General features: G+C 69.5%; 16 protein-coding genes and 4 pseudogenes. 8 read left to right on the plus strand and 12 right to left on the minus strand.

All coding sequences use genetic code 11. From position 1 onward, the window contains the following. Positions 1-132: 132 nt before the first annotated feature. Entirely contained in the window at positions 133-1,122 is a 990-nt protein-coding gene (locus MXD62_RS17695; RefSeq protein WP_248830642.1) for an expansin EXLX1 family cellulose-binding protein, read from the minus strand. Positions 1,123-1,922: 800 nt separating this feature from the next. Here MXD62_RS17695 and MXD62_RS17700 point away from each other — a divergent pair. Beyond that, on the plus strand, positions 1,923-3,491 hold the full coding sequence (locus tag MXD62_RS17700; protein ID WP_248830643.1) for an ABC transporter substrate-binding protein: 1,569 nt from the start codon (positions 1,923-1,925) through the stop codon (positions 3,489-3,491). A gap of 658 nt (positions 3,492-4,149) precedes the next feature. Here MXD62_RS17700 and MXD62_RS17705 read toward each other — a convergent pair. The 3 genes from MXD62_RS17705 to MXD62_RS17715 form a co-directional block, all read right to left on the minus strand. Beyond that, complete coding sequence (locus MXD62_RS17705) at positions 4,150-7,014, minus strand: patatin-like protein (RefSeq protein WP_248830644.1); 2,865 nt, start codon at positions 7,012-7,014, stop codon at positions 4,150-4,152. Between the two features lie 283 nt (positions 7,015-7,297). Continuing rightward, a complete protein-coding gene (locus MXD62_RS17710) occupies positions 7,298-8,950 on the minus strand; it encodes an MFS transporter (protein WP_248830645.1) in 1,653 nt (550 codons plus the stop codon). Further along, positions 8,947-9,840, minus strand: a complete 894-nt coding sequence (locus MXD62_RS17715) for a ribonuclease BN (protein WP_308301279.1) — start codon at positions 9,838-9,840, stop codon at positions 8,947-8,949. Before MXD62_RS17715 ends, MXD62_RS17710 begins: the two co-directional genes overlap by 4 nt. Before the next feature lie 513 nt (positions 9,841-10,353). Between MXD62_RS17715 and MXD62_RS17720 the strand changes: the two genes are divergently transcribed. Continuing rightward, positions 10,354-12,417 carry a TerD family protein gene (locus MXD62_RS17720; RefSeq protein ID WP_248830654.1) on the plus strand — a complete coding sequence of 688 codons (2,064 nt, stop codon included), beginning with the start codon at positions 10,354-10,356 and terminating at the stop codon, positions 12,415-12,417. A 151-nt stretch (positions 12,418-12,568) separates the two neighbouring features. On the opposite strand, the gene MXD62_RS17725 is transcribed toward MXD62_RS17720, so the two are convergent. The 4 genes from MXD62_RS17725 to MXD62_RS17740 form a co-directional block, all read right to left on the minus strand. After that, positions 12,569-13,249, minus strand: a complete 681-nt coding sequence (locus MXD62_RS17725; RefSeq protein WP_248830647.1) for a bifunctional 2-polyprenyl-6-hydroxyphenol methylase/3-demethylubiquinol 3-O-methyltransferase UbiG — start codon at positions 13,247-13,249, stop codon at positions 12,569-12,571. Between the two features lie 84 nt (positions 13,250-13,333). Continuing rightward, on the minus strand, positions 13,334-13,513 hold the full coding sequence (locus MXD62_RS17730; protein WP_071061112.1) for a hypothetical protein: 180 nt from the start codon (positions 13,511-13,513) through the stop codon (positions 13,334-13,336). Positions 13,514-13,560: 47 nt separating this feature from the next. Then, complete coding sequence (locus MXD62_RS17735) at positions 13,561-15,585, minus strand: prolyl oligopeptidase family protein (RefSeq protein WP_248830648.1); 2,025 nt, start codon at positions 15,583-15,585, stop codon at positions 13,561-13,563. 171 nt (positions 15,586-15,756) lie between these two features. After that, the gene (locus tag MXD62_RS17740; RefSeq protein ID WP_248830649.1) at positions 15,757-16,224 is read right to left on the minus strand and encodes a GNAT family N-acetyltransferase; all 468 of its coding nucleotides are present in this window, start codon (positions 16,222-16,224) and stop codon (positions 15,757-15,759) included. Between the two features lie 608 nt (positions 16,225-16,832). Here MXD62_RS17740 and MXD62_RS17745 point away from each other — a divergent pair. After that, positions 16,833-17,399 carry a TetR/AcrR family transcriptional regulator gene (locus MXD62_RS17745; RefSeq protein ID WP_308301280.1) on the plus strand — a complete coding sequence of 189 codons (567 nt, stop codon included), beginning with the start codon at positions 16,833-16,835 and terminating at the stop codon, positions 17,397-17,399. Positions 17,400-17,585: 186 nt separating this feature from the next. After that, positions 17,586-19,097: an alpha/beta hydrolase domain-containing protein gene (locus tag MXD62_RS17750; RefSeq protein ID WP_248830655.1), complete on the plus strand. Its 1,512-nt coding sequence runs from the start codon at positions 17,586-17,588 to the stop codon at positions 19,095-19,097. A 30-nt stretch (positions 19,098-19,127) separates the two neighbouring features. Here MXD62_RS17750 and MXD62_RS17755 read toward each other — a convergent pair. Continuing rightward, positions 19,128-19,306, minus strand: a pseudogene (locus MXD62_RS17755) (transposase); the annotation flags it as partial. A 4-nt stretch (positions 19,307-19,310) separates the two neighbouring features. Here MXD62_RS17755 and MXD62_RS17760 point away from each other — a divergent pair. The 4 genes and pseudogenes from MXD62_RS17760 to MXD62_RS40735 all read left to right on the plus strand — a co-directional run. Further along, positions 19,311-19,502, plus strand: a pseudogene (locus MXD62_RS17760) (ISL3 family transposase); the annotation flags it as partial. Between the two features lie 339 nt (positions 19,503-19,841). Continuing rightward, positions 19,842-20,198, plus strand: a complete 357-nt coding sequence (locus MXD62_RS17765) for a type II toxin-antitoxin system PemK/MazF family toxin (protein WP_248830656.1) — start codon at positions 19,842-19,844, stop codon at positions 20,196-20,198. A gap of 12 nt (positions 20,199-20,210) precedes the next feature. After that, positions 20,211-20,417: pseudogene (locus tag MXD62_RS17770) on the plus strand (replication initiator); the annotation flags it as partial. A gap of 325 nt (positions 20,418-20,742) precedes the next feature. After that, positions 20,743-20,829, plus strand: a pseudogene (locus tag MXD62_RS40735) (NAD(P)-dependent oxidoreductase); the annotation flags it as partial. Positions 20,830-20,858: 29 nt separating this feature from the next. Here MXD62_RS40735 and MXD62_RS17775 read toward each other — a convergent pair. The 3 genes from MXD62_RS17775 to MXD62_RS17785 form a co-directional block, all read right to left on the minus strand. After that, positions 20,859-22,004 (minus strand): VCBS repeat-containing protein, encoded by a 1,146-nt coding sequence (locus tag MXD62_RS17775; protein ID WP_248830651.1) that lies wholly within the window; start codon positions 22,002-22,004, stop codon positions 20,859-20,861. A gap of 31 nt (positions 22,005-22,035) precedes the next feature. Further along, a complete protein-coding gene (locus MXD62_RS17780) occupies positions 22,036-22,329 on the minus strand; it encodes a hypothetical protein (RefSeq protein WP_248830652.1) in 294 nt (97 codons plus the stop codon). 231 nt (positions 22,330-22,560) lie between these two features. Further along, the gene (locus MXD62_RS17785; RefSeq protein WP_248830653.1) at positions 22,561-25,572 is read right to left on the minus strand and encodes a LuxR family transcriptional regulator; all 3,012 of its coding nucleotides are present in this window, start codon (positions 25,570-25,572) and stop codon (positions 22,561-22,563) included. Between the last annotated feature and the right edge of the window lie 1,091 nt (positions 25,573-26,663).

A 26,663-nucleotide genomic window follows, 5' to 3' on the forward strand; every position in this document is an offset into this window, starting at 1 on the left:
ACGATCGCACCCGAGACCACCGCCTCGAGGACCATCACTCCTCGACGGCCGCTGCCCGGTCTTCTGACCGGCAGCGGGGGGGGGGGGGGGGGGCCCCCCCGCCCCCCCCCCCACGGTTCCGTCGGCGGTCGGTCAGTGCCGGGCGAACTGGCTGCCCGTCGTCTGCACCGAGGCGGGTGCCAGGTTCACGGTCTCGACAAGCTGCTCGCCGTAAACGTCGGTGATCCGCACGGTGAACGGCCCCGGGCCGAGACCCTGCGGTGCCACGAAGTAGTTCCACATCTCCCGCGGCAGCGCCGTCCAGGCCCCGTTCACCCGAACCTCGAGCGAGACGACCGGATTGCGGTGGTTACGGACCTGAATGGCCAGCCAGTAGGCCGACGACCCCTCCTTGACCCGGAACTGGACGGATCCGATGTCAGCCGGGCTCACCAGCCGCCAGGTGACGTCGACCAGCCCGGGCACGCCGCCGGCGATCCGGGCGAAGGCCTGCTGGCTCAGGTCGAGATGACCAGGACCGCACTCCGGGCACCGGTCGGTGACCTTCACGACCGTGGTGCCACCGGGTCCGGTGACCTCGATGTACGCCCCGCAGGCGCGGGCCGTCTCGTAGTCGAGCTCGTTCATCGCCACTACCGGCATGGCCGGGTCGGTCAGGCGGTCGAACATGCAGTTGCCGCCGCCGTCCGCGCCGTAGTGCGTCGCCGGACCGGTGCGGACCACACCCGGCTGGATCCGGCCGGGTGTGACCGGCACGGTTGTCGGCCCTGCCGGTGCGCCCGGCGCCGGCGTGCCTGTCACCGAAGGCCGGCCGGGCGGCGCCGACGGACCGGTGGGTGCGGTCGAGGCACCGGTACCCGGCCCGGCGGTGCCGCCGATCGTCGGCCCGGCGGAAGGATCGGGGCTGATCGAGGGTGCTGAGCTGGCCGTGGGCACCGAGGTGGGCGTGGACGACGGACCGGGCGTAGACGCCGCGGTCGCGGTGCTGACCGGGTCGGGCTCCGGCGGACCACCGCCGACCGCCGGTTGGCAGCCGGTGGCGAGGACTGCGGCGGCTGCTGCCGCCGCCATGCCGAGCAGGGCACGCCGAACCGGCGAGACGAAACCTGGGGCGGGGGACATCGGAACTACCTCCGTGGCCGGAGCGCCGACGACAGCCGGCGCCGCTCTGCCCCTCCCCGGACCTCGCACGCTAGCGGGTGTCGCGATCAGCCGTCGAGCGCCCAGGGTAGCTACGAGAACACTGTGGCGATCTCGAGGTCGCATGTTGTGTCGCGTTGGTTCTGGTATGTCCAATTGTTCGGAGGTCCGTGTACTGTGCAACCGCCGTCGGGCGGTGTCCGGGTCGGCCGCACAGGATCGGCTCGCGCCCCCGGCCGCCTGTCGCCGCGGGGGCTCCGGCCCAGGTGGCCCGGAGGACGCCGTGGTCGGGCCGGCCCGTTTCTGTCGTCGCCGGGTATTGCCGAAACACAGATATTGGTGGCATCCTACCGACACTTAGCCGGCGCCCTGGGGAGGACGAGGTGGATTCTGGTATAGCCGGGGGCGCCGCGACGGGGCGAGTTGGTTCCCGATATGCGGGTGCGGTTACCGGCGAGTACCTCACCCTCGGCGGTGTTCCAAAGTCACCATGGCCGAGGCCCGGCATGAGCCACGGCCCACCGGTTCACGGAAGTAAGCCCCGCTAAATAACCCGTACAGACCGGTCGATGGCTCTCCGTGCGCACGGAGAGCCTGACTTTCCGGCTCGACGGAACTTGACGGAATGCGTCGCGATGGCGGGTCGCCCGCCCGCGAAGCACTGCCTTCTCCGCGGCCGTCCGGACCCTCTCCGGTCGGCTGATCCGTCGTCCCGGCGCGCCCTGAAGGGCGTTGACCGATCGATTCTCTGATTCCGCCACGTACATAACGAGAGGTCACCGATGGCGCGTAAGAAGCGATTACTCGGCGCGGCCGTGGTCTGCGTCGCTACCCTTGTCCTGGGAGCCTGCGGGGGCGGTGATTCCACCACGGCCAGCCCGGCCAGCGATGCCTCCAGCAAACCCGTTTCGGGTGGCATCGCGCGAATCATCATGACGAGTGACCCGACCAGCCTGGACCCGGCGTCGCTGGCCAACCAGGCGCCGATCACGGCGGTGCTGGGCAACGCCCTGTACGGCACGTTGCTGACCACGGACGAGACCAGCAAGGTCGGCTACTCGATGGCCGACTCCTTCACCACGACCGACGGCGGCGCCACCTTCGAGCTGAAGCTGCGCCCTGACCTGGTCTTCTCCGACGGTACGCCCCTCAACGCCGCGGCTGTGAAGTTCAACTGGGACCGCATCAAGGACCCGGCCACCGCGTCGTCGAGCCTGCCGGAAGCGGCAATGGTCGCCTCGACCGAAGTGATCGACGACCGCACGATGAAGGTCACGATGACCACGCCCATCGCGGCGTTCGCGCAGGCGGTTGTCGGCACGGTTCTGAACTGGGTGGCCTCGCCGGCAGCCCTGCAGAAGGGCAAGCAGTCCTTCGACGAGAAGCCGATCGGCGCGGGACCCTTCACCCTGCAGAGCTGGACCCGTCAGGCCGAGATCAAGCTCACGAAGAACCCACGCTACTGGGACGCGCCCAAGCCCTATCTCGACGGGATCACGCTGCGCACGGTGCTCGACTCCAACCAGCGTTACAACACTCTGACCAGCGGCGGCGCTGATGTTTCCATCGAAACAAACTGGATCAACCTCGGGAAAGCCGAGGCCGCTGGCCTCCCGTCCGACCTGCTGCCGCTCAGTGGTGGAAACTTCCTGGCGCTCAACACGCGCCGAGCCCCGTTCGACGACATTCGGGCTCGGCAGGCCGTGTCCGCGGCGCTGGACATCGACGCGCTGAACCTGGCCGCCTACAACGGGAAGGGCAGTGTCGCGGACACGCTGTTCGCCGATGCCTCACCCTTCTACTCGAAGACGCAGCTGAGGTCCACCGACCGGGCGAAGGCACAGCAGCTCTTCGACGAGCTGGCGGCCGAGGGAAAGCCGGTGTCGTTCACCTTCTCCAGCTATCCGACCAGTGAGAACAAGGCGATCGCGGAGAACGTCCAGGCCCAGCTCAGCAGCTTCAAGAACGTCAAGGCCGAGGTTGCGATCATCGATTTCGCGAAGGGCGCCGCGCTGCGCGCGACCCACGACTTCGACATGGTCATCTCGTCGGCGGCCTTCCAGGACCCCGAGCCGCGGCTGCTGGCGAACTTCACCGGGAACTCACCGGCCAACATGTCCGGTCTCGCGGACCCGGAACTGGATGCGGCCCTGCTGGCCGGCCGGACCGCGACCTCGGTGGCCGATCGTAAGGCGGCCTACGACAAGGTACAGGCGCGACTGACAGCGATGACGCCGGTCATCTTCCTCATGCGATCGGCCCCCGGCGCGATCGCGGCCAAGAACGTCAACGGCCTCAGGCAGTACGGCGCCGGCTCCCTGCTGCCCGAGGAGCTGTGGATCGAGAAGTAGCCCCCGCGGTGGCGCCCCGGGAACGCCGTGTACCTCACGGCCCCGGGGCGTCAGCGTGCCCGCGGACGCCGCACCCGTTGGCGAAGCGGAGATCTCACCGGTTCAGCGTGCCACGGACGCGGCTGGCGGTGGCGGCGGCGTCCCGTGGTCGTCTCGTCCCTGATGCGCTGGCCGGCCATATCGGGTCCGGCCGCACGCCTGCTTCAGAGCAATCCTCAGGTTTTGACCCGCGCCGGTTGGGGTCGTACGAGATACTGGCGGGGTGTTGCACACCCTTGGAGCGGCACCGGTGTTTGGTGCCGCTGCGCTCTTTTTCCTGGTCGAGGTGATCCGGCACCGGCCGTTCGTCGGATCGGCCCGGCGGTCGACGTCGCTGGCCAGGGCACTGGTGTGTGCCGGTCTGGGAATCGCTCAGATAGATCTGCCCTCGGGTACGCCCACCTGGGCCGCAGTAGTGATGCCCGTGATCGGGCTGATCTTTCTCTGGTGGGAGCCCTCGGCATCTGGGTGTGGCAGGGCTGGAGCGAGAGCCCGGCCCGGCCTGGTGACCGGACCGGAAGAACTCCGACCTCCGTGAGCTCGGTGCCGACATCCCGGCACTGAACTCAGGAGCTGGGCTTCGGCGGTCGGAGACACGGGCGGTCCGCTCATTCCCGGGTCATCCGCCGATACTTTCCCGGATCCTCGCGGTGGTTTGCCGGCCGGCCCATCTCATCACCGCGGCGGGCAGCATCAGCACGCTACCGGCCTCCTTCCGGACGACATCGAAGGCCAGTTCCAGTGTCTGCAGCATCGGGGTGTAGGCCGGCGGGACCGAGGCGAACAGGCCCGCGGCAAACCGTGTGGCGACGGCAGCCGATCTCCAGAGGAGCCCCGCTGAGACCGCCTCGGCGAATGACTCCGTGGCGATCTCGGCGTCGGCGAACATGGCGAAGAGCTCGTCCAGGCCGGGGTCGGGCGTGGCCGTCCACACCCGCAGGAAACGTGCCCCCGCGGTGGGAAGGCCGCCTTCTTTCCGATCCTCCTCGATCGCGACGGCGAGGCGGGGCAGCTCCTCGGTGAGGATGTCGGCGTGCAGCCGCCGGGCGACCGCGAGCGCAGTGGCCACGAGGGGCTCTGCTCTTGCCTCCGGATCGTCGAGGAAGGACAGCTCCGCGAGGATCGCCTCGCTCTGCGCGTCAAAGTGCTCGCCCAACCGGGTCTGATAGCTGCCCCCGACGGCGAGCCGGCGCAGCTGGTCGTGAGTGTCCTTGGCCGACAGGCCGAGCTGGCGCAGCCGGCCCGGGTCGAGGACGGCCTGGACCATGCGCGTGGCACCGTCCAGCCGGCCCCAGATCCAGTCGTTGACCCGCCAGGACCTGCTGGCGAACCCGCCGAACCAGAACAGTTCCGTTCCGGCGATCTTGGCCGGGGTGGTGGGCCCGCCGAACGAGTTGGGGGTGAAGCCGCTGATCTGCTGGAGCAGCGCCTCCTGTTCCACCTCGGGCGGCGCGCCGGAGATCGCGATCTGGCACACCTCTACCGCCAGCAGCCTGCGCAGCAACGATGCCGGGGACGGCTGCGCGCCGTCGGGAAACAACGCCTCGACCAGGTTGTGCAGCAACTCGGCCTCGTCCGCCGCATCGGAGTCGCCAGCAGCGTCGGGAGAACCGGCCGCGTGCCGAACGCCGGGCGGGCCGGCCGGTGGACCGCCCGGCCGGGCGCGCGCGGCGACATGCCGCAGGTCGCCGCCCGCCTCGGCCAGGACGCGCGCGATCCGCTCCGCGACGGTGCCCAGCCGGTCAGGTAGGGAGGCGGCCGGGGCCTCCTTGGCCCCCGGCGGCAGCGGCCAGCGTGACAGCGCGGCCTGTACCCAGGAGCGAAGGCACTCCTGACGCTCCGTCGCGTCCGAGCCCCGCGCCGGGGGAGCCGGCGGCCGGGTGGCCCAGCTCCGCCAGAACACCTCGTCGTCGCGGCGGCATTCACGAAGCTCGGCCAGCGCCTCGTGGAGGCGCCGGCGGTGCCCGCGCAGCCGCCGGCGGGTAGTCACCTCGGCGGGGTCGGTCGGATCGGCGAGCCACATGGCGCGCTTGAAGACGTCGACCGCGAGGGCGCCGATGCGCTCAACCGGCTCGACCCCCCAGGCCCAGCGCGCGGGGTCGGCGTCAGCGGCTGGCAGATGGTCGTCCGGCGGTATGTAGGAGACGCCGCCGGCGCGCGTGCCGACGTCCCGTAGCACCGCTGCGAGCTCGGGACGGCTCCACCAGATCCGGGGCCGCGGGGCGGCCGCGGCCAGCAGCGCACCGATGCGATCGGCCTCCTGATACGAGCGTGTGGTCCGGTAGCCGCCCATCAGCTTCTCGGCGAGCTTCTCGTTGAGGTGGTGGACGATCCTCGCGCGGTCAGGGCGGTAGCGGCGGACCCGGTCGTTCGTCGCCTGGATCTCGGTGAGCTCGGCGTCGACCGACTGCGCGTAGGGCAACGTGGCCAGCGTCCGCAGCACCGCGGCCGGCTTCGGCGGCCGGTCGTCGGTATCGCTGCCGAGGCTGTAGACGTCGCCGAGGCCGGCGACCTCGGCCGGGGCGGGACTGCTCGGGTCGGGGTTCACATGCACCAGGAGCCGCCGTACCTGTTGCTCCGCCGGCTGGGCGTAGATCGCGGCGAGCGCCGGTTTCACCGGCTGGTTCAGCAGCACTCCGCCGTCCATGACGTACCGGCTCCGGTCGAACTGCGCCACCGCCGGCAGGCCCGCGCCGGCGCCCATGTCCGGATGGTAGGAATCCCTCCCCGCTTCCCCCACCGGGATGAAACTCGGTTCGAAGGCGACCGGAAACGACGCGGTGCTCCGGCTCGCCAGCGCCAGCCGATGGGTAATCCTCGCGTCCCAGAAGGGGTCAAGTCCGGGTGACACGTCCGCAGCGCGGGTGAATCGCAGCGCTCCGGTATGGGCCGATTCGATGATCTCCGTCCCGAAGTCGTCGACGCGCTGTTTCGGCTGGCCGCGCATCAGCGTCGTGTTGATGATCAGGTCGATCGGCCGCTCGCTCGCCGGCACATACCGCTGGGATCGTTCGCCCGCGGGCACGATGCGTTCGAAGGCACTGACCAGCTGGGGCAGGAAATAGTCATCGCCGCGCAGCAGGGACGCCGGGTGCGGCTCACGCGGGTCGTGCAGCAGCGCGTCGAACGAGCCCAACTCGGCCCACAACTCGCCGAGCGGGCGCAGATCGGCCCCGTAGGCCTGGGCATACGCCAGCAACGCCCCGTTGATGCCACCGGCCGACGTCCCCGCGATCACATCTGCCCGCGCCCTCCCGTGGACGAGATCAAGAAGTCCGCCGTAGACCGTCGCCGCTTCCGAAAAGCGCAGATCCGCCTTACCCGGGGCCGGATCACTCGGACGGCGCTGGGTAAGGCTGTTGATCTCGTTGACCACCCCGCTCATCCACACCGCGAGGCTTATCCCACCATTGAGAACGACCGCGATTCGAATGTCCTCCAGGTCGTCATGGTCGACATTGAGCTGGTTGCCGCTGCGGCTCATCGCTCTCCTTGACGAGAATCCCGTGTGCCGGGAACGGGGCCGGGCGTTCGTGGGATTTACCGGCAATCCTCACCCACGTCCGCCTCGTCGCGGGTGGGCCGCCACCATGCCGCGCATCCAATCATTGCGCCGGGCCGCTGGGAGTCGTGCCGCGCCGGCGTCGGCGGGCCCGCCGGTCAGTCGTACGGCGGCCCGTAACCAGCAGACGGGGGCCGGTGATGTCCCACAGCCGAATCCTGCTGTCGGTGACCGTGATGTACGTCTGGCCGTCGGCTCTGAGCGGTCAGGTGACCCGGCCGGAAGTCGGCACCGGAGCGGATTGTCGGTCCGGGATCTGGCGGGTGAGGAACATCGCGGCCAGGGCGATGGCGGCGAGCAGCGACAGAGCCGCACGCAGACCGTCGATGCGGGCGTCCGCGTTGGTGGCGGTGATCGCCTTGGCGGTGTCCGGCGGGACGCCGGCCTCGTCGAGCCGGATCTTCAGGTCCCGGTCGGACAGGAAGGGGACGCCCTCGGCCAGGCGCACCTCGGTCTGCGTGCTCAGCTCCGCCGGTACGGCGGGGTCGTGCCGTACGCCGGCCAGGAACGACGAGGTCAGCGCGGAGATGAGAACCGCCCCAGCTGCCGCGGTACCGATCGACGCGCCCAGGTTCGTCACCGTGTTCTGCACCCCACCGACCTCGCCGGTGTGCTCGTCGGCGACCGCGGACACGGTGACGCTGCCGAGCTGGGACGCGAGCGCGCCCACCCCGAGGCCGGCGAGCAGCATCGGCCAGGTCACGATCTCCGGTCCGGCGCCGGCGTCAAGCGCGGCGATCAGAATCGTTGTTCCGGCGAACAGGGAGAGGAAACCACCACGGACGATGCGTCGCGGTGAGACATGCGGGAAGGCTTTGGGAATGCCGACGGCAGCCACCAGCAGGGCGATGGACAACGGCAGCAGACGCACGCCGGTCGCGACCGCCGAGAGCCCGAGCGCCACCGACAGATACAGCGGCACCACGAAGAAGAGCCCCGCCTGGAGCAGATACTGGAAGAAGAACGACGTGAGCCCGGCCCGGAACGTCCGGTTCCGCAGCAGCGCCGGATCGAGCAGCGCGGCGGCGCCGCGGGCCAGCCGGTGATCCTGCCACCGGACGAAGAGCAACAGGATGGTTCCGCCCGCGAGGGCCAGCCAGATCACGGGTGAGAGCCCCAGCCAGACGGGCGCGCCGGGCGCCGGCCGGACCAGGCCCCAGCTCCCCGAGCGGAGGACGCCGTACACGATCAGCGCCAGGCCGGCCGCGGACAGCACGGTGCCCACGATGTCGAGACGTCCCTGCGCGGTCGGAGGCGTGTCCGCCATCCCCCGGGTCAGCCACAGGATGACGCCCACCACGAGGACCTCGCCCGCGAAGACCCAGCGCCAGGACAGGTAGGTGGTGAACAGGCCGCCGACGAGCGGACCCGCCGCGACCGCGATCGCGCCGGCGGCGGCGACCAGCCCGTAGGCGCGCGGTCGCTGCGCCGAGGCGAAGTTCGACGCGACCAGAGCGACGACCGCGGGCATGATCAGCGCGGCGCCGACTCCTTCGAGGAACGACCAGCCGAACATGAGCACGGCGAGATTCCCGGCGACGGACGTCGTCAGCGACCCACAGCCGTAGACGACGCAGCCGATGGTGAACACACGCCGATGCCCGAAGAGCTGCCCCAGCCTGCCGCCGGTAATCATGAACGCGGCCATCACCAGGGTGTAGAAGGTGATGGCGGTCTGAATTCCGGTCACCGTGGTGCCGATGTCCGCGGCCACAGTGGCGATCGACACGTTCATGACCGAGCTGTCCAGGGTCATGAGGAACTGCGCCGCCGCCAGCGTGGGAAGAACGGTCAGGCCGGCCGAAGCGGCCTCCGGCCCGGCCCCGGTGCCCTGAATCCCCGCTGCCCGGGGTGTCATCGTTCGCGCCCGGGTCGACGCCTGGTGACGTCGGGATCTCCGCAGCCGGCCGCATCGCCGGTTCCCTTTTCAGCCCGCATTCCCGTCTTGGCACGAGCGGCTGCTTTGCGCGTCTCGTTGTACCACATTCCGACGATCGCCCCTCCGGTGAGAACAACGCCAAACCCGATCAGCCAGGAAAGGATCGTGAAAACGACGCCGATGCTCCCGTAGCTCCGCTCGTTCGTGACGATGGACGCGGAGAAAGTAAACCTGCTCACCACGCCAAGACCGGTCAGTCCGACCGTCGTGAACGCGGCGGCCGGCCAGGCCTCGCGCCACCCGATCCGTCCGAGGGTGAGGACCCTGATGCCGATCCAGAGAAGGAACAACATACCCGTGGTACTGAGCAGGCCGTAGCAGATCTGGCCGGTAGTGGTGCTGGTGAGAAGCGCCCCGGCACCGGTGGCGCCGGCGAGAAAGACAATGAGCTCGCAGAGCCAGACGACCTGGGCCGGGATGCCCCGAAGCCCGAGCGGCTGGACCCTGAAAACCTGGACATACACGGACTGCACGGTCGCGGCCAGGGTGAGGCCACCGAGAATCAGCCAGAGCGCGCCCACCACCGTCCAGCCGTTGTGGACCGTTCCGTCCTGCGGCGTGAACAGTCGTTCGACGGCCTTCGCGGCATCCTGGTTCAGGCCCATCCGTCTGATGATTATTTCTGCCGCGCCTCCGGGACGCAGCGGCGACAACGCGGCCAACGCGATAATAAAGGGGAAAAACATCATCAGAATGAGTGCGGCGAGACTCATCGAACTGTTGATCAGATCGCCCTGACGCAATCTGGATGTCAGATCTTCCACCGCGGCGTTCCGGAACCGTGCCCGGATCAGCCGGGCCTTTTCCACCAGATGCCCGAACCGTCGCCGCAGCCGGTCCGCGACGGAGCCGATGGATCCGCCGGATGGTCGAGATGTGCGCCGGTCACCGGGCGCGCGTGGGCTCCCGGGCATAACTCCCCTCCGACCGCGGTATTTCCACCCGTCCGGCTGACCGCCGACAGGCCGTGCACCTCAGCATCCCGGCGCGCGAGCGTCCTCGCATCTCCGGGGTCCGAAACAGCGGAACATACTCCTCACGGCGAAGACACGAAAAGGGTCCGGATCACCGTAGGCCGTGGAGAAAACCGATCGGAGCGGAATTGACCTCGTTCGGTCGTTCCTGCTGGGTCCAGTGCCCGCCCAAGCGGCAGCCAGAGCGGCGGTAGTCGCACAAAGATCACTGTCGCTGCGGTACCAACGGCATGAACTTGTTCATCTCGTGTTCGAATTGTGGTCTATTGTGGTGTGTTGGGAGTGTCCCTGTTTGGGTGTCCCGTGCGGGATATGGTCACCCGTATGTGCGCTGCGACAGCTGCGGCCATGTGCAAGGGGGGAAATGTAACCCTCAGTGCCCTGGCTGACGAACTCGGTTCTGTTTCCGTGATTCTTGAGTGGGCTACTGAGGAGGGTCAGTCGCTAGACGCGGATGTAAGTGTGCTCCTGCTTGGGGATGACGGAAAGGTACGATCGAACGACGACTTGGTCTTCTACAACCAGCCATCTGGCGCTGGCGGTGCTGTCAGGCTCCGAGGTAAGACTTCGAACAACGAAAAAGACCATATGGCCTTCACGGACGTCGTTGACATTGACATGGACAACGTTCCTGACAGTGTCGAACGGGTAGTTCTTTCTGCCAGTCTGGACGCCGGCGCCGGGGACGGATTTGGTTGCCTGAAGTATCTGCGGCTTCGGCTGCTCCGAGGATCCGACGCGGCGGAGCTACTTAGATTCGATGTCACGGACGCTTCGACCGAGACCGCTTTTGTGCTCGGAGAAGTCTACCGTCGCAGTGGGCAGTGGAAATTCCGTGCGATTGGCCAGGGGTATGACACGGGCTTGTCAACCCTGGTTACCGAATATGGAGTCGAAGTCGGTCCTGACGACGCCGATGGCACGGCGACCGAGCAGGCTGAGACCGCAGCGGAGTCTCCGGACACAGACAGCGCCACGGCTCCTGAAAGCACGGCCGCCACGGCTCCGACGGAGGCAGCCAGTCCGCCGGTTCGCAGCCGGGAGCGGCGCACTCAGACGGTCACAACGACGAAGCGCAGGACTGCGCGGAAGCTGTCAGCTTCCAGGGCCCGACGGCCGGCTGCTGGAGCAGGAGAACCGAGCTGGCATCCGGCGAGGCTGTTCCCGGTTGCCGGTATCGGCGGGGCAGCTGAACAGGAACGCCGCGCCACGTCAGCATTGCTCGCGGTTGTGGGGTCTGTGCGAGAGTTCGGTCGTGCGATTACGACCCGATTCGGCGCGCCTGCTGGCCAGATCGAGACGTATATCGAAGTCCCGTTCAACCGTGGGGACGATCCCTATGTGCCTGACGGGCTGATTCGTGTCAGGCGTGGGCAGCGTACCTGGACAGCACTCGTCGAGGTGAAGACAGGTGTAGGGGAACTTCGTGCGGACCAGATCGAAGCGTATCTCGACATAGCCCGCGAGCAGCGATTCGACGCCGTCATCACGATTTCAAACCTGATCACCGCGCCAGATGAGCGTCATCCCGTCGCGATCGACGGACGGAAGACGAAGAAGGTCGGTGTCTACCACATCTCCTGGGCGGAGGTACGCTTCCGTTGTCAACTTCTCATCGAAAATAGTTCCGTGGCGGACGCTACTCAGGAGTACATTCTCGGCGAGTTTCTCCGCTACCTCGACCATGCGAGATCCGGCGCCGCGTCATTCGACGACATGGGTTCCAGCTGGGTGGCGGTGAGGGATAGTGTGTCGGCGGGAACTCTACGCCCCACCGACAAGGGCCTGCCTTCTACCGTCGAACGTTTCGACCAGCTGGCCCACTATCTGTGCCTACATCTGGGCGGACTGCTGGGGACCGAGGTCTTCCTTCAGATAAATCGGCGAATCGACGCGGCGCAAAGACGGCAGGCGTTGGCTGATGAGTTGTGCCAGAAGGGCTCAATATCCGCGACGCTGCGGATCCCTGGCGCTGTCGGCCCCGTAGGAATTTCCGCCGACCTGCGATCGGGGCGGGTGGTCTGTTCAATCAGCGTCGATGCTCCTCGTCAGGGACGTCAACTCACTCGCGTGAAGTGGGTTACGCGGCAGTTGGCGGATGCGAACGGGAACCTGCGTGTCGAATCTTTCGAGCAGGGGTCGCGGGAGTCCGCCCGAGCGGAGCTTCTCGCGTTGGTGCGCCAGAAGCCGGAAATTCTGGTTCCTGAGGCCGGACGTGAAATTCGAGCGTTCCGTATTTCGCTCAGCGCTCCTCTTGGTTCGAAGCGTGGCGTCGGAAAGGGAACATTTGTGACCTCTGTAGTGGACGCGCTGGAAAAATTCTATGAAGAGGTGGTGCAGAACCTACGGGAATGGCGAGTCTCCGGCGAGGCCTCATCGGAATCGGATGGTGCGTTGGCTGAGATTTCCTAGGTCTCCTCGAGATTAACTCCGGGCGTTTTCGGCTGAATATTTGAAACGTTCAGCCGAACTTCTCCCGGTGGATTCGACCGCTTCCGGCGATTGGGAGATGACGCTGGAGGTCGTGGCCGATGAACGGGAACGGCCAATGAACGTGGGGGGCTCAGCGTAGCCGGCGTGCGCGTAGTACCAGGTCGTCGACGTGGTGTGCGCCGGCTCCGCTGTCGGGTGCGACGCGTGGCCGCTGCTCGTTGAGCTCCACCTCCCAGTCGTCGTCGAGTAGTGCGGCGACCATCGCGGGCCAGACGTAGTCGGCCGGGTCGAATCCGCTGTCGTGCGCCGGATGGGTGTCCATTCCCGCGTGGTGCACGAGCAGGAGCAGGCCGCCGGGGGCGACGGCGGCGAGCAGCGCTCGTTCGGCCGCGGCGTCGGGGGTGCGCAGCAGGGCCGGGTACTGCGCGGAGACCAGGTCGAAGGACGCCGGCGGGAGCGCGGCCTCGGTCAGTTCGGCGTGGACCCATCGAACGGCGACGCCGGCGTCCCGCGCGTGCCCGGCCGCCCGCTCCAGTGCCAGGCCGGAGACCTCGAGCGCGGTCACGTCCCAGCCGCCGCGCGCGAGCCAGACTGCGTCCGCGCCCTCGCCGCAGCCGACGTCGAGCACCCGCCCGGGCGTGAGCGCGGCGACCTCGGCCACGAGCGTGCCGTTGGGCTGGCCGCTCCACAACTGCTCTCGTTCGGAGTACCGCTTGTCCCACTCCGCCTGCACTGCCGGGTCTCCGACGTATCCGTCGAGAGCAGAGCGGGTGTCGGACGCGGGTGAGCCTGTCGCGAGGTCGTCGATCATTGGGCCACTCTTGCCCAGGACGTGGCCAGCCACCAAATTTGTTTGCTGATGTGGCAAACAGATACTCGGGTCTGGCGCTGGCTGTCAGGTCCTTGACCCCACGGACGTCCAGGTGACGCCGCTGTGCTCGACCCATCCGGTCGGGTCGGCGAGGACGGCATCGACCTCGCCGCTGAACAGGCCCGAGGCCGACCAACCGCTGTCCCCGAGCACCGTGAGGATCTTGCCGGGTGCGGAGAAGCGGCGGAAGGCCCCCGTCGACACCGGTCCGTGGGTGAGTGCCGGCGTCCCTCTCCGCAGGGCCGCCGGCGCTATTCGCCGGCCGCGGGGCCGGTGCCGAGGGTGCGCCAGAGGAACTCGTAGATCAGGGCTGATTTGTGGGCAAGCTGCTCGTTGTCGGCGGCGCCGCTGTGACCGCCTTCGATGTTCTCGTAGTAGCGGACGTCGTAGCCGAGTTCGCGCAGCCGCGCGACCATCTTGCGGGCGTGCCCGGGGTGGACGCGGTCGTCGCGGGTTGACGTGGTGATGAACGTCGGCGGGTAGCGACGGCCGGGCCGGACATTCTGGTACGGCGAGTATTCCTTGATGAACGCCCAGTCGGCTGGATCGTCAGGGTCGCCGTACTCGGCCATCCACGAGGCTCCGGCCAGCAGCTGGTGGTAGCGGCGCATGTCAAGCAGCGGCACCGAGCAGACGACGGCTCCGAACAGCTCCGGGTAGCGGGTGAGCATGACGCCCATGAGCAGCCCGCCGTTGGAACCGCCCTCGATGCCGAGCTGGGCCGGCGTCGTGATCCCCCGGCCGACGAGGTCGCCGGCCACGGCGGCGAAATCCTCGTAGGAACGCAGCCGGTTCTCGCGGATGGCTGACTGATGCCATTCCGGGCCGTATTCGCCGCCACCGCGGATGTTGGCGACGACATAGGTGCCGCCGCGCGCCAGCCAGGCCCGGCCGACAGTACCGCTGTAGCTGGGGGTGAGCGAGACCTCGAAACCGCCGTACCCGTAGAGCAGCGTCGGCCCGGGCTTTCCGGTACCGACGACGAAATAGGGGACGCGGGTACCGTCGTCGGACACGGCGAAATACTGGCTGACGGTGCGGCCGTCGGTCGGGAAGAACGCCGGTGCCTGCTTGAGGATCTCGGGCTCCACGCCGATCTCGCCGCGGTACAAGGTCGCTGGCTGGGTGTAGCCGCTGGCACCGAGGTAGTACTCGTCGTCGACGTCGGGGTTGGTGTCGCTGATGTAGGCGGAGCCGGTGTCCGGGAGGTCGGCCAGCGGTGCCCTCGTCCAGCCCGAGGCTGTCGGAGTGAGCACGGTGAACTGGCTTTTCACGTCCCGCAAAGTGGCGACGATGAGATGACTGCGAGTCCACGCGTGGTACGCGAGCGAGGTGTGCTTGTCCGGCTCGAAGAGGAGCTCGAGCTCTCGTCGTCCGGCGAGAAATGCTTCGAAGTTGGCGGCGAGCAGCGCGCCCGCCGGATAGGCCTTCTCGTCGACAACCCACTCCGACCGGGTGGTGATGAGCAGCCACTCCCGGTGAACCGAGGCGTGCGCGTCGTCCGGGACGTCGATGCGGACCAGCCCCGTCGGGATACGCAGGAACGTCTCGGTGTGGTAGAAGTCGATACTTCGGTCGACGAAGTCGCGCACGAAACCCTCGGTCGGGTCGTGGTAGGCGTCGACCGAGACGTCATCCACCTCGCCCTCGAAGACTGTGACGGCATCGTCGAGCGGAGTGCCGCGCCGCCATTCCCGGATCACGCGGGGGTAGCCGGAAGTGGTCAACGATCCTTCGCCGAAATCGGTACCGACATAGATCCGGTCCTCATCGATCCAACCGACCGAGCTTTTGGCTTCGGGCAGGAAGAAGCCATCCTCCACGAAGGACTTGGTGACCAGGTCGAACTCACGGATGACGGAGGCGTCCGCGCCGCCACGGGACAGCTCGACCAAAGCCAGCCGGTAGTCGGGTCGCAGCACCCGCGCGCCGTGCCACACCCAGTTCTCGCCCTCACGGGCGGCGAGCGCGTCGACGTCGAGTACGACTTCCCAGTCCGGGGTGGCGTCGCGATACGACGCCAGCGAGGTGCGCCGCCACAGGCCACGCGGATGAGCCGCGTCGCGCCAGAAGTTGTAGAGGTACTCACCCCGCGTGGCCGGGTAGGGAATCTGGTCATCCGAGTCGAGCACCTCGCGGATCTCCGCGCGCAGCCCGGCGAACTCAGCGGACTGGGTGAGCTCTGCGAACGTCTCGGCGTTGTGTTCCCTCACCCAGGCGAGGGCGGCCTCCCCGGCGACGTCCTCGAGCCAGCAGTGCGGATCATCGTCGGCCATCCCTCAAGTCTGCCTGATCACGGGGCACAGTTCGGTGGGCCCGACGGCACTCCACACCGCGGGGCGCCAGGTGCCGCAACCGCAGCGCGGTCGACGCAGGTCTGATCGTCACGGTGCGTGGACCACGCCGGAGCGGCCCGATCTGGTTGAACGGGTCTTGAGCGGCCCCACTTATCGCCGCACGGAATCGGGGGGCGGCGCCGCCTCGAAGTCCGGCTCGCGGGGGCTCCCCCGCTCCATGACGGTGCGCTCGGGGATCCGGAAGCCGAACCGCTCGTACAGCGTGTGGGCGTCCTTGGTGTGCAGCAGCCATTCGAACTCGACCCCGGGACCGTCCTCGATCATGGCCGTGACCAGGGCCTTCCCTAGCCCGTGGCCACGGGCGCTACCGGTCACCACCACGTCGGCGAGGTAGGCGAACGAGACGCCGTCGGAGATCGCCCTGGCGAAGCCGACCTGCCGACCGGTGGCCACCTCGTAAGCACCGACGACCCGCCAGGCACTGTCCAGCTGCGCCTCGACGTGCGAGCGCTCGCGCCACAGATCCCAGTAGACCTCGGTCGACAGGGCGGCCCACACCGCGTCGCGGTCGATCCGCTCGGGGTCGTCGTCGATCTCGAATCCGGCCGGCACATCCATGACCGCGAGACTGCCAGTTCCCGGGCCGCGAGCGCACCTCATTTCCGGCGAGACCGTATTCCGCGAGGCCGTCGTCCCGCTGTCAGCCGAGTTCGACCGGAATGGTCGGCGTTCCCGACCCGACCGATAGCTACCGGGTGCGCCGCGACTCGAACCCCGAACCCGCGGATTAAGAGATCTTCGGACGCTTGTCCGTGGACGTCCACCGACGTCCATTTGCGCAGGTAACACGCGGTCCGGATGTGGAGCAGGACAACCCGCGCATCGGCAAGGCACCGCTCCACCTCGTCGACATCGGCCCACTGACCGGTGGCATGGCGCCACTCCCGCCCCTCGTCATCCCACAGCCGGTCGCCAAGCACCCGATTCCGCGACGGTCGGTTCCCCACCACCCCACAGTGGCAGTCCGACCAGCCAAGCAACAGCCAACTGGCTCAGTTGACTTGACACCTTCCGGTCGACGGTCGCGAGGAGGGGGTGCTGCCCTCCGCATCGTCGGACACTCCCGCGGGCGGCAGTGATTAACACTTGTCAAATTTTTGACAACTGTATACCATCGCGACGTGCTGTCCGAGCCCTCGCGGGAACCCCGCCCCCCAGACCGGAGGGTGCTGCGCTCACGCTCAGCCCTGTTCGCGGCAGCGGTGCGCCTGGTGACCGAGCGCGGCACGACGGCCGTCTCGGCCACCGAGCTTGCCGAGGCCGCGAACGTTAGCCGGCAGCTGGTCTACCTGCAGTTCGGTGATCGCGAGTCGCTTCTCGTAGAAGCTGCGGTCGACCTGGTCAGACGGGAACTCTTTCCGCAGCTCGAGGACCACACCGAGGCCGGTCGGACGCGGGCGGTGGCGGCGGCACGACATTTCGCGCGGCACCGGTCGTTCTACCGTGCGATGTTGACCGGATCGTGCGCGTTCGCCATGACCAGTGCGCTGGACAGCTTGTTCAAACCATTCCAAAGACCGGCCGTGCGGACGCTGTTCGGCGAGCTGGACGAGGACACGGTTGCGGACCTGGCGGCGTTTTTCACGGGTGGGACGGGCGCGGTCATCAACGACTGGTTGATCGACGGCGAGGACCCCCTCGATCCCGAGGAGCTGACGGACCGACTGCTCCGTCTCATGTCGGTCTTCGCCCGGCTCCATCAGGTCGAAGCGGACGGAGATCGCGTTCGATGAACCGGCCGGCCGCTCGTCCAGCGCGACCAGAAGGTATTCCAAGACCCCGCGCACCCCTCCGTGGGGATCCTGCTTGTCCGGCAATCGAATTGGCTCCAAGCCCGTTTAGTCGGCCCGCCAGTGGGGTCAACCGGCCCGATGGCAGGAGTCGATGAACATCGATGGAAACCGACGGAGGCTTCACAGATGCCAAGTGAGAACGTCGCCAGAAGGCGCAAGTTTTCACCGGGTCGACATGTCTCGGCTTTCGCCTGCGTACTCGTCATCGCCATATTCGGATCGGCATGTTCCGACGGGTCGGAGCCGATCTCGGAAACGTCGCCGACGGCACAGCCACGGCCCGCGGGACCGGTTGCCGACTTACGCGAACTAAGCGGCGGTAACGGTGTCAGCATGGGTTCCCCGACGAAGGTCGACCTGACGGGCACCGGCTACGTCGAGAACGAGTACGCCGCATCAGGGACAGCGACCTCGTACGACCCGCAAGGCGCGCTGGCTCCCGATGGCCGCTGGACATTCCAACCCGGCGGTACCGCCGCGTACAGCACCCGGGTACTCGTGCGGCGGCCAGCCGCTACCACGGCGTTCAGCGGCACCGTCGTCGTCGAGTGGTTGAACGTCAGCGGCGGGAGCGACTCGGACGTCGTGTGGTCAAGCACCCACGAAGAGATCGTCCGACGGGGCGACGCGTGGGTCGGTGTCTCGGCGCAACGCATCGGTGTCATGGGCGGACCCGTGCTCACCCCGACCGGTCGCGGCAACACCTCAACCGGATTGGTTGGCGCCGACCCCGCGCGATACGGCTCGCTCAACCAGCCCGGCGACGGATACTCCTTCGACATCTTCACCCAAGCCGCGCGCGCGGTCCGTGCCAGCGGCGTGGCGATGGGCGACCTGAAGCCGCGGCGTGTGCTCGCTGCCGGCCAGTCCCAGTCGGCGTACGCGCTCGTCACCTACCTCAACGGAGTGCAGCCCCTCACCCGCGAGTTCGACGGCTTCCTCGTCCACAGCCGTGGCATCGGCGGCCTTCCGCTCGCAGCGCCAGGCCAGCCCGCCAACATCGCCGACGACACCGCGACCTCACCGACGATCATCCGGACCGACACCGAAGTACCAGTACTCGACATCCAGACCGAGGGCGACCTCGGCGCTCCGCTGAACTCCCTCGGCGCGCGCCAGCCCGACAGTGACCGGTTCCGCCTCTGGGAGGTCGCCGGGGCCGCACACGCGGACGCGCACACGGTCGGCCCTTTCGCCGACGCACTCGGCTGCTCGGTAAAGATCAATAATGCTCCCATGCACGTCGTCGCGAAGGCGGCACTGGCCGCCCTCGAGAAATGGGTGAGCGCCGGAACGCTGCCCGCCACCGCACCACGGATCGAGGTCACACAGGACAGCCCGCCGCAGATCGCGCGCGACGCCGACGGCATCGCACTGGGCGGCGTGCGCACCCCGCCCGTGGACGTGCCGGTCGACGTCCTGTCGGGTACCCCCGGCCCGAACCCTTCGGTGATATGCAGTCTGTTCGGCTCGACGACACCCTTGCCCGCCGAGCGTCTCGCGGCCCTTTACCCGTCGCGTGACACCTACCTGCAGAAATACACCACGGCGGTCGACAGCACGATCAAAGCCGGATTCACCCTGGCGGCAGACCGTGACGCGCTGCTCGCCTACGCACAACCGTCACGCGTTCAATAAGCGTGCTCGGGGAGTGTCCGATCGCCGGCTCTGGACCGCTTCGGCGTAGGCGCCGGAGCCGTCCCGGCAGACGATCTGGACGCCGGGGTGGGCGCGCAGCTATGCCTGCAACGCGTCAGCGCCGCGGTCGGGCAGGACGTCGACGCGCGCCGGGTCTGCGCGTCGATCAGGATCGTGGCGTAGCGGCGCCGGCGGCGCAGCGCGAAGTCGTACGTGTTGGAGCGCTACCAGCGGCGCACGGCGAGGCTGGCCGTTCAGATCGGCGCGGTCGTCCGCGAGTTAGCCCGCCGGGCCGGTGCTCGGGTCCTGTCCGCGCTGGCGATCCGGCTGTCCCGGTACAGCGCGCTGCGCTGCCTGCTGCGTCTGCAGCTCCCGCCGTTCGAGGTGCCGCGGGTGCTCGGTGTCGCCCTGGGGGCTGTATCCCAGGCGGTCAGGAGCCGTGGCCGGTCTAATTATTGTGGCGGCATGGGATTGCTGGGGGATCTGATCAAGACCGTGTCCGACCTGGTGACGAGCGGCCGCCGCAGGGGTGAGGCACCCTCGCGGGAGGCAGGACGGGAAGGTCGGCGGCGGTCGGCATCAACACCGACGGCCCGTTCTTCTTCGTCCTCGGTGGCAGCCGCGCGCAGTCACCCGGCCCGGGAGCGGGCGTGGTCGTCCCGCGCGAATGCAGAGGTCTCGCCGGGCGAGTCCGGGCCGGACGCCACCATGGAGGTCGATCCGCGTCGCATCGGGCCGGTGCGGATGAGCTACTCGCCGCAACCGGACGGGGCCCCGGATCCCGGCGAGATCGTCTGGACGTGGGTGCCGTTCCAGGAGAACGACGGACGGGGCAAGGACCGGCCGGTACTCGTGGTGGCCGTCGAATCCGCGGGCACCTACCTGGCCGTGCAGCTAACCAGCAAGGACCACGACGGCGAGGGCGACTTTGTGCCCGTCGGCGCAGGCGGGTGGGACAGCGAGCACCGACCGTCCTGGGTCAACCTGGACCGGGTGATCCGGGTGCACGAGGGCGGGATGCGCCGAGAGTCGACGGCCCTGCCGCGCGAGCCGTTCGAGCGGGTCACGGACCGGCTGCATCAGCGCTACGGCTGGCGCTAGCCGCGAACCGCAAACGGCTACCTCGACCCGGACACGTCCCGGCTGCTCCCGACCTGGGATGAGGCGGTGGACGCGATCGGCGGCGACGACGAACCGGCCCACGTCGTCCGCTTCGGGCCCCAGCTCCGCGCGGACGGTGTCACGGCGAACTCGACGAACACCGGTCGGATGACTGGCTACCTGACCAAGTACCTGGTGAAGAGCCTCGACACCTGCCACGGGGCCTGGTGATTGTGCGGCCGAAGAGCCATGCCGGCCGGCGGACGATCGTGATTCCGCCGAACCTGGCGGTGAGCCTGCGGGCCCACCGTGCCGCGCAGCGCGCCGAGTGCGATGCGGCCGGCGGCGAGTGGGTCAACGAACACGACCTGATCTTCGTCCAGCCGAACGGACGTCCGCTCGATCCCCGCGCGGATCATCGGGCCTGGCAGGACCTGCTGTCACAGGCCGGTGTGCGGGCGGCCCGGCTCCACGACGCGCGGCACACGATGGCGAGCCTGCCCCTGGTACAGCATTGGGCACACCGAGCCCGGCTTACGCGGGCTCCTTCCTCGGCTCCGACGACGCCTCCTACATGACCGGCTCCTACCTCGTCGTCGTCGTCGACGGCGGCTGGACGGCCGGCGGCTGAGCCGCGGGCCGACGCTCGGGGCGGCGAGGTCAGCCGTGCCCGCAGCAGAACGTCGCCCCCATGGGGACCTCGTGATAGACCGCGAAGTAGTTGCTGCGCTGCTCCGGCGGGAGGAAGCCGACGCCCGTCGAGAACGGCGGCGACAGGGTGACGCTGCGGGCGGTGAAGACCCGGGTGTCCGCCGTCGAATAGACGCCGGTGTACATCACCAGGTCGTCCCGGCCCGGCGTGTAGAACCTTCCGACGCCGAACAGGGCCGAGCCGAACTCGAGGTTCGTCAGGGGTACTCCGGGTACGAAACCGGTGCCGTAGCTGATCATGACCGCGACGTCGGCGGAGCCGTCCGGCAACTGGCGGACGTCAGCGAAGTCGTCGCGCCCGTCGCCGTCGAAGTCGCCCACCAGGTCCGTCCGGTGGTCCGAGGTGGCCGGCTCCAGCTGGTAACGCAGGAACGGCCCGTCGAAATACCGGACGAGGCCGGTTCGCGACGTCCAGTACACCCTGCTCGGCGCCACCCACACTTTGCCGACAATGTCGAAACCGACGAGGTCGTCCATCCCGTCGCCGTCGACGTCACCCGCCTCGATCGGCGCGCCCGGCACATAGGTGTTCCACTTCACCGCGGCTCCGAACCCCGCGCCGGTGCTGAGCGCCACGAACGTTCCGCCCCCGAACGACCCGAAATCGGCGATGTCGTCGCGGCCGTCACCGTTGAAGTCGCCGACGACGTAGTTGGAGCAGCCAAGGCTGTCGCTCCACCGCTCGGCCACACCGAATGTCCGAACCTCTGGCCGAAGCCTCGGCAGCCGGATGTTCAGCGCCACCCAGATCCCGCTGCCACAGGTGAAGGTGACGATGTCGTCCCGGCCGTCGCCATTGAAGTCGCCGACCAGTGGCTCTTCCGTGCCGACTGCGAAGTAGTCATGCCACTTCTCGGCCGGCCCGAACCCGCCACCGCCGTTCAGCGCGACCCACACGTCGGCCTCCGGGCCGCGGGTGAAGGTGATCAGGTCGTCGAGCCCGTCACCGTTGAAGTCTCCGCTGCGCCCGGACAGCCACTGGGGCAGGCTGTCGGGTGGCGCGGCCCTCGCCGCGCCACCCGGGATGACGGCCATGGCCGCGGCCAGCAGCAGGACACCACAGGAGATCAGAGCTCGCCGAGGCCGACTGCGCACAACGCCCGCCCTACCGCGCCGGCTTCGCCCGTCAGGCGACCGGCTGGCGGACGTACGAGCGGGCCACATCGATGCCGATGACCTCCGGCAGGCCCGCCGGCTCGGGGCCGAGGGCGCGCGCGAGGGCGGGGCCGAGGGTATTCGCGAAGAACCGGTCGGCGTGTGCCTTGGAGTCCCAGAGGGCGACGATGCGAATCTTGCCGTCAGCCGCCGTGCCGGCGTAGCGCGCCACGAGCCCGTCGGGCGCCGGGGCCTGCTGGGCGAACACCGCGTCGGTCTGCTCGAGGCTGGCGAACGGCGGCACGGCGACGGTAATCCACTGCATTTCTTTTCCTCCACATTCCCGTTCGGTCTTGAAGACTCCGCGACCGGAGCCGACAACGGGAAGATTAGGAGGGCCACGCCCGGCCGCCATCCGCCGAACTACTCATCGCGCATACTCACCGCGCGCATGCCCAGGCCGCCGCCGTTCCTGCGCGTTGTCCCGTAATACCGGATGGCGGCGGTTCCGCTGGCCCCAGCGCCGCCGCGCCCGACACCGGCCGCGCCCGTGGCATCAGCCGGCGGCGCGCACGACCCAGGTGGCGATCTGGCTGCGGGCGCTGAAGCCGAGCTTGGTCAGGATGTGCTGGACGTGGTTCTGCGCGGTGCGCTCCGAGATGACGAGCCGGGCGGCGATCTGGCGGTTGGTCAACCCGTCGGCGACCAGCCGGGCGACCTCCTCCTCCCGCGGGCTGAGCGTGGAGCCGCGCAGGCCCGAGGCCCGCTCGGCGCCGTCGCCGAGCTCGCCGACGAGTGCCGCCGTGCGGTCGAGGTACGCTGTCATGCCGAGAGCTCGCGCGACCCGGTCGGCGTCACGGGCGGCGGCCACGGCTCGCTCCCGGTCGCCGGGCGCGGCGCGGGCGAGCAGCGCGGTGGCCAGGTGGTAGCGCGCCTCGGCCGCGAAGCCGGGCGCTCCGGCCCGGTCGGCCCGATCCGCGGCGACGGCGAGGTCGTCAACGGCCGTGTCGAGCCAGCCCACGCCGAGCCGGCCCTCGTCGGCCCACGCCCCGTCGAGCAGGCCGAGCGCGAGCGCGCCGCGCCCGAGCGCCAGCTCCGTCGGCCCCAGGTAAGCGACTCCGCTGCCGATCACGTGCTCGCCCCGGAACGCCGACAGCCGGCGGAGCAGCTCCGCGAGCTCGTCGGGCCGGCCGAGCCCCGCGGTGACCAGGCCGGCGGCCGCCAGCACCGCCGACACGTGCCCGGGGACGACGAAGAACGCCGGCAGCGACCACGAATCGGGGGGCCCGGCCAGCCGGTAGGCAGCCGCCGCGTCCTCCGGGAACCCCGCGAACACGAACAGGACGGCCCGAGTGAGCGGCGCCATGGTCCGGAACCGGGGCGGGCCGTCGAACGGCTCGCGGGCGAACCGCTCGGCGTCCGCGCTCAGGCCGACGTGGCCCGCGAGCGCGCACAGCATGGCCATGTAGGCGCCGCCGGCCGGTGCCGGCTCGACCGCCCGCATCCGGTCGAACCCGCGCCGGGCGGCGGCCCGGGCCTCGCCGTAGCGCCCCTGGGCCTGGGCGACGCAGGCGGTGGCCCGGTCCAGGTGCCAGGCGCTGACGGGCCCGCCCACCCGCTCCACGGCCGCCCGCAGCCCTGCGAGCTCCTCGGCCGCGGCCGCGGCGTGTCCGCTCTCCAGCAGCGCCTCGATCCGCCACAGCTCGCCCCACATCGCGGACCGGGCGCCGCCCGTCCGCCGGGCCAGGGCGAGCATCTCGGTCGCGATCTCGAGGCGTTCGGTGCGGCCGGCCGGCCCGGGGCAGGCCTCCTGCCGGGCGCGCAGCGCGTCGCCAAGCGCCTGGTCGTCGCCCGACGCGCGGGCCTGCGCGAGCGCCGCGGCGCTCAGCTCGTCCAACCGGTCCTGCTCGCCGCCGTAGAACGCCAGGTGGGCGCGCTGCGCCAGCAGCCGGGCACGCAGCGCCGACGTCCGGCGTGCCGCCTCGTCGTTCCCGGCCGGTTCGGGGACCGGGGAGGCAACCGGCGCCGCCGGGCCGCCGAGGCCGGCGAGCGCCTCCTCGCATAGCCGGTCGGCGACCGCGTTGACGCCCTGGCCCGGCGCCGCCTCCAGCACCAGTGCCGCTTCGGCGACCAGCTCGGGGCTACCAGCCGCCCGCCCCGCCTCGACCGCGAGCGTCGCCGCGTCGACGCAGCCCGCCAGGTCGCCGGCGAAGTAGGCGGCCCGGCCGAGCGCGACCAGCAGTCGGCACCGTTCGGCGCCGACCATCGCGCCCCGGTCGAACGCCAGCGCGGCCCGGTAGAGCCGGACGCCCTCCTCGTAGGCGAGCCGGCGCACCGCCTCCTCGGCGGCGCGCGCCGACCAGGCCCGCGCCGCCGCCGCCTCCGCCGGGCCGTGCGGGGCGAGCTGTGCCCAGTGCCGCGCGATGTCGGCAAGATGGTCGGAGAGGTCGTCCGCGAACCGGTCCGCGAGCGCGGACGCGGTCGCGCGGTGCAGGGCGGCCGTCGCCGCGCCGGCGAGCGATGCCTCGACGGCGTCCCTGGTCAGCGCGTGCGTGAACTGGAACTCGCCCGCGCCCAGCCGGTCGAGCAGGCCGTGCCCGACCGCCTCGTCCGCGAGCGTCAGGCACTTGTCGACGGGCTCGGCGAGCACTGAGGCGACCAGCCCGATCCCGAAGCGCCGCCCGACGATGGCCGCCGCCTGCACCAGCCGCCGGCAGCCGGGGCCGACCCGTTCGAGCCGGGCGGCGACGACATCGAGCACGCTGCGCGGCGGCCGGTCCGGCCGCCATGTCCCGTCGGCGACCGCCCGCCCGATCTCCCGCACGAACAGCGGGTTCCCGGCCGTGACCCCGAGCACCACCCGCGCCGTCTCGTCGGCGCCGGGCGACCGGTCGCCGCCGGGCTCGACGGGCGGACTGGGCGCGGGCGTGCCGAGCCGCTGCGGGTCGGCCATCCGCCGTAGCTGGTCCCGGACCTCGGCCAGGTCGAACCCACGCAGGTCCAGGCGCGCCGCGGCCGGCGAGCGCAGCAGGTCCGGCAGCACCCTGGCCAGGACGCCGGAAGGCTCCCGGTCCCGGAACGCGGCGAAGACGACCAGCGCGGCATCGGCGACCTGGTCTGCGAGATGACGAAGAACGAGCAACGACGGCTCATCGGCCCAGTGGATGTCGTCGAGGATGACCGCCAGGCCTCCCTGCGCGGCGACGGTGCCGACCGCGTCGGCCACCCCGTCGAACACCCGGAACCGATCCTCGGGCGCCGCCTCGCCGCCCGGGCCGGCGGAACCACCGCCAAGCACCGGATCCGGGGCGACGCCGAGCGAGCGCAGCGCCTGCCGCCACGGCCAGAACGCCGGCGCCCCGGCGGCCTCGGCGCAACGCCCCCACGCGACTGCGCACCCGCCGGCCAGCGCCATGCCGGCGAGCTCCCGCGCCAGCCGCGTCTTCCCGATCCCCGGCTCGCCCGCGCACAGCACCAGCCGCCCGGCCCCGCCCCGCGCCTCGTCCAGCCACCCGCGCAGCGCCGCAACCTCCCGCCTGCGCCCGACCAGAGCGTCGGCAAGCAGCACGCCACCGCGCCGCGGTCCCGCTTCTCCATCCACCCAGTCAGAATCCCGCGCCGACCGCCACCCGGAAAGCACCACCCGCCGACTGGTGGTCGGAACTCGACGAGACCAAAAGCCAGCAAGACAAGCGTGCCGCTCCTACCGAGCTCGCAGCGACAGGACGCGACTCTCGTGCCGCTCCCGGCTCCAGACTTGGTTACGCGCTCGACACGCAAGATCAAACGGGCTCACAGTCCGACCCCGACCGAGATCATTTCACGCCGTCGCGGCGTCCACAGGCCCGGGCGACTTGGTTGAGGGTCCTGAAATCACCGTCCGCCCGATCGCCACACGGGCTCTGGCCAGGAACGATGCCCCGTGACCGCCGCGATGGGACCATCACTTGCCGGATCGAACGAGTGTTCCGCGGACCTGGTAGTTCCGGACGCTGGCTGCGGCGGAGCGTGGGGGTTACCGTGGGGTTTGTGATCTTCAGGACTCGCCCGGCGGGTTCGAAAGTGGCTGTCTACCTGCGGTTTTTGTGGGGCGGGTGGGGCTCGAACCCACGACCGACGGATTATGAGGGACTTCCGGAAACGTCGCTGACCTCGGCGGATGCCTCGTGACCTGCGCGGATGGCTTGCGGCATCTGTCGTCGTCTTCGGCGGCTTCTCGCAATCGTGCGGACTGGCTGCGGACCGATCCGAGGGGCCACGGCGGCTCCTCGTGCCTCCCATTTCTTTGTCCCGTTCCCCGGTCAGCGCCTTCGCCTGCGCCGGCCGGCGCCGCGTCAGACCATCTGGCGCCCAGCCGGGGAATGGGCACCCGCCGTGAGCGGCCAGACGAACCCGGCACCGCCCGCACGGCTGCCGGACTAGATGGACCGCCTTTGGTTCGTAGTTAGATCTGGATTTTCCGCCGGCGTCTGTGGATGTCCATCCCGTCCGCCGGCCTGGGGTGCTCCATCCGTGGGCGTCCGCCGCTGTCCATCCTTGTCTGCTGTCTTGGCTGTCAACTTGGCTGTCAGTCCGTCCGCCGGGCGGAGTGGAGTCCACGCACGTGGTGTACGGATCGTGATCGTCTAGCGACTCGCCGGAGTGGCGGTCCGTGACGTA

The sequence above is a fragment of the Frankia sp. Mgl5 genome (assembly GCF_023242985.1).
In the GTDB taxonomy this organism is placed as follows: domain Bacteria; phylum Actinomycetota; class Actinomycetes; order Frankiales; family Frankiaceae; genus Parafrankia; species Parafrankia soli.

What these genes read in the sequence shown, in the direction of transcription:
- MXD62_RS17695 (WP_248830642.1), bottom strand. Translation starts at nt 1,122, where the DNA reads ATGTCCCCCGCCCCAGGTTTCGTCTCGCCGGTTCGGCGTGCCCTGCTC.
- MXD62_RS17700 (WP_248830643.1), top strand. Translation starts at nt 1,923, where the DNA reads ATGGCGCGTAAGAAGCGATTACTCGGCGCGGCCGTGGTCTGCGTCGCT.
- MXD62_RS17705 (WP_248830644.1), bottom strand. Translation starts at nt 7,014, where the DNA reads ATGAGCCGCAGCGGCAACCAGCTCAATGTCGACCATGACGACCTGGAG.
- MXD62_RS17710 (WP_248830645.1), bottom strand. Translation starts at nt 8,950, where the DNA reads ATGACACCCCGGGCAGCGGGGATTCAGGGCACCGGGGCCGGGCCGGAG.
- MXD62_RS17720 (WP_248830654.1), top strand. Translation starts at nt 10,354, where the DNA reads ATGTGCAAGGGGGGAAATGTAACCCTCAGTGCCCTGGCTGACGAACTC.
- MXD62_RS17725 (WP_248830647.1), bottom strand. Translation starts at nt 13,249, where the DNA reads ATGATCGACGACCTCGCGACAGGCTCACCCGCGTCCGACACCCGCTCT.
- MXD62_RS17735 (WP_248830648.1), bottom strand. Translation starts at nt 15,585, where the DNA reads ATGGCCGACGATGATCCGCACTGCTGGCTCGAGGACGTCGCCGGGGAG.
- MXD62_RS17740 (WP_248830649.1), bottom strand. Translation starts at nt 16,224, where the DNA reads ATGGATGTGCCGGCCGGATTCGAGATCGACGACGACCCCGAGCGGATC.
- MXD62_RS17750 (WP_248830655.1), top strand. Translation starts at nt 17,586, where the DNA reads ATGCCAAGTGAGAACGTCGCCAGAAGGCGCAAGTTTTCACCGGGTCGA.
- MXD62_RS17765 (WP_248830656.1), top strand. Translation starts at nt 19,842, where the DNA reads ATGAGCTACTCGCCGCAACCGGACGGGGCCCCGGATCCCGGCGAGATC.
- MXD62_RS17780 (WP_248830652.1), bottom strand. Translation starts at nt 22,329, where the DNA reads ATGCAGTGGATTACCGTCGCCGTGCCGCCGTTCGCCAGCCTCGAGCAG.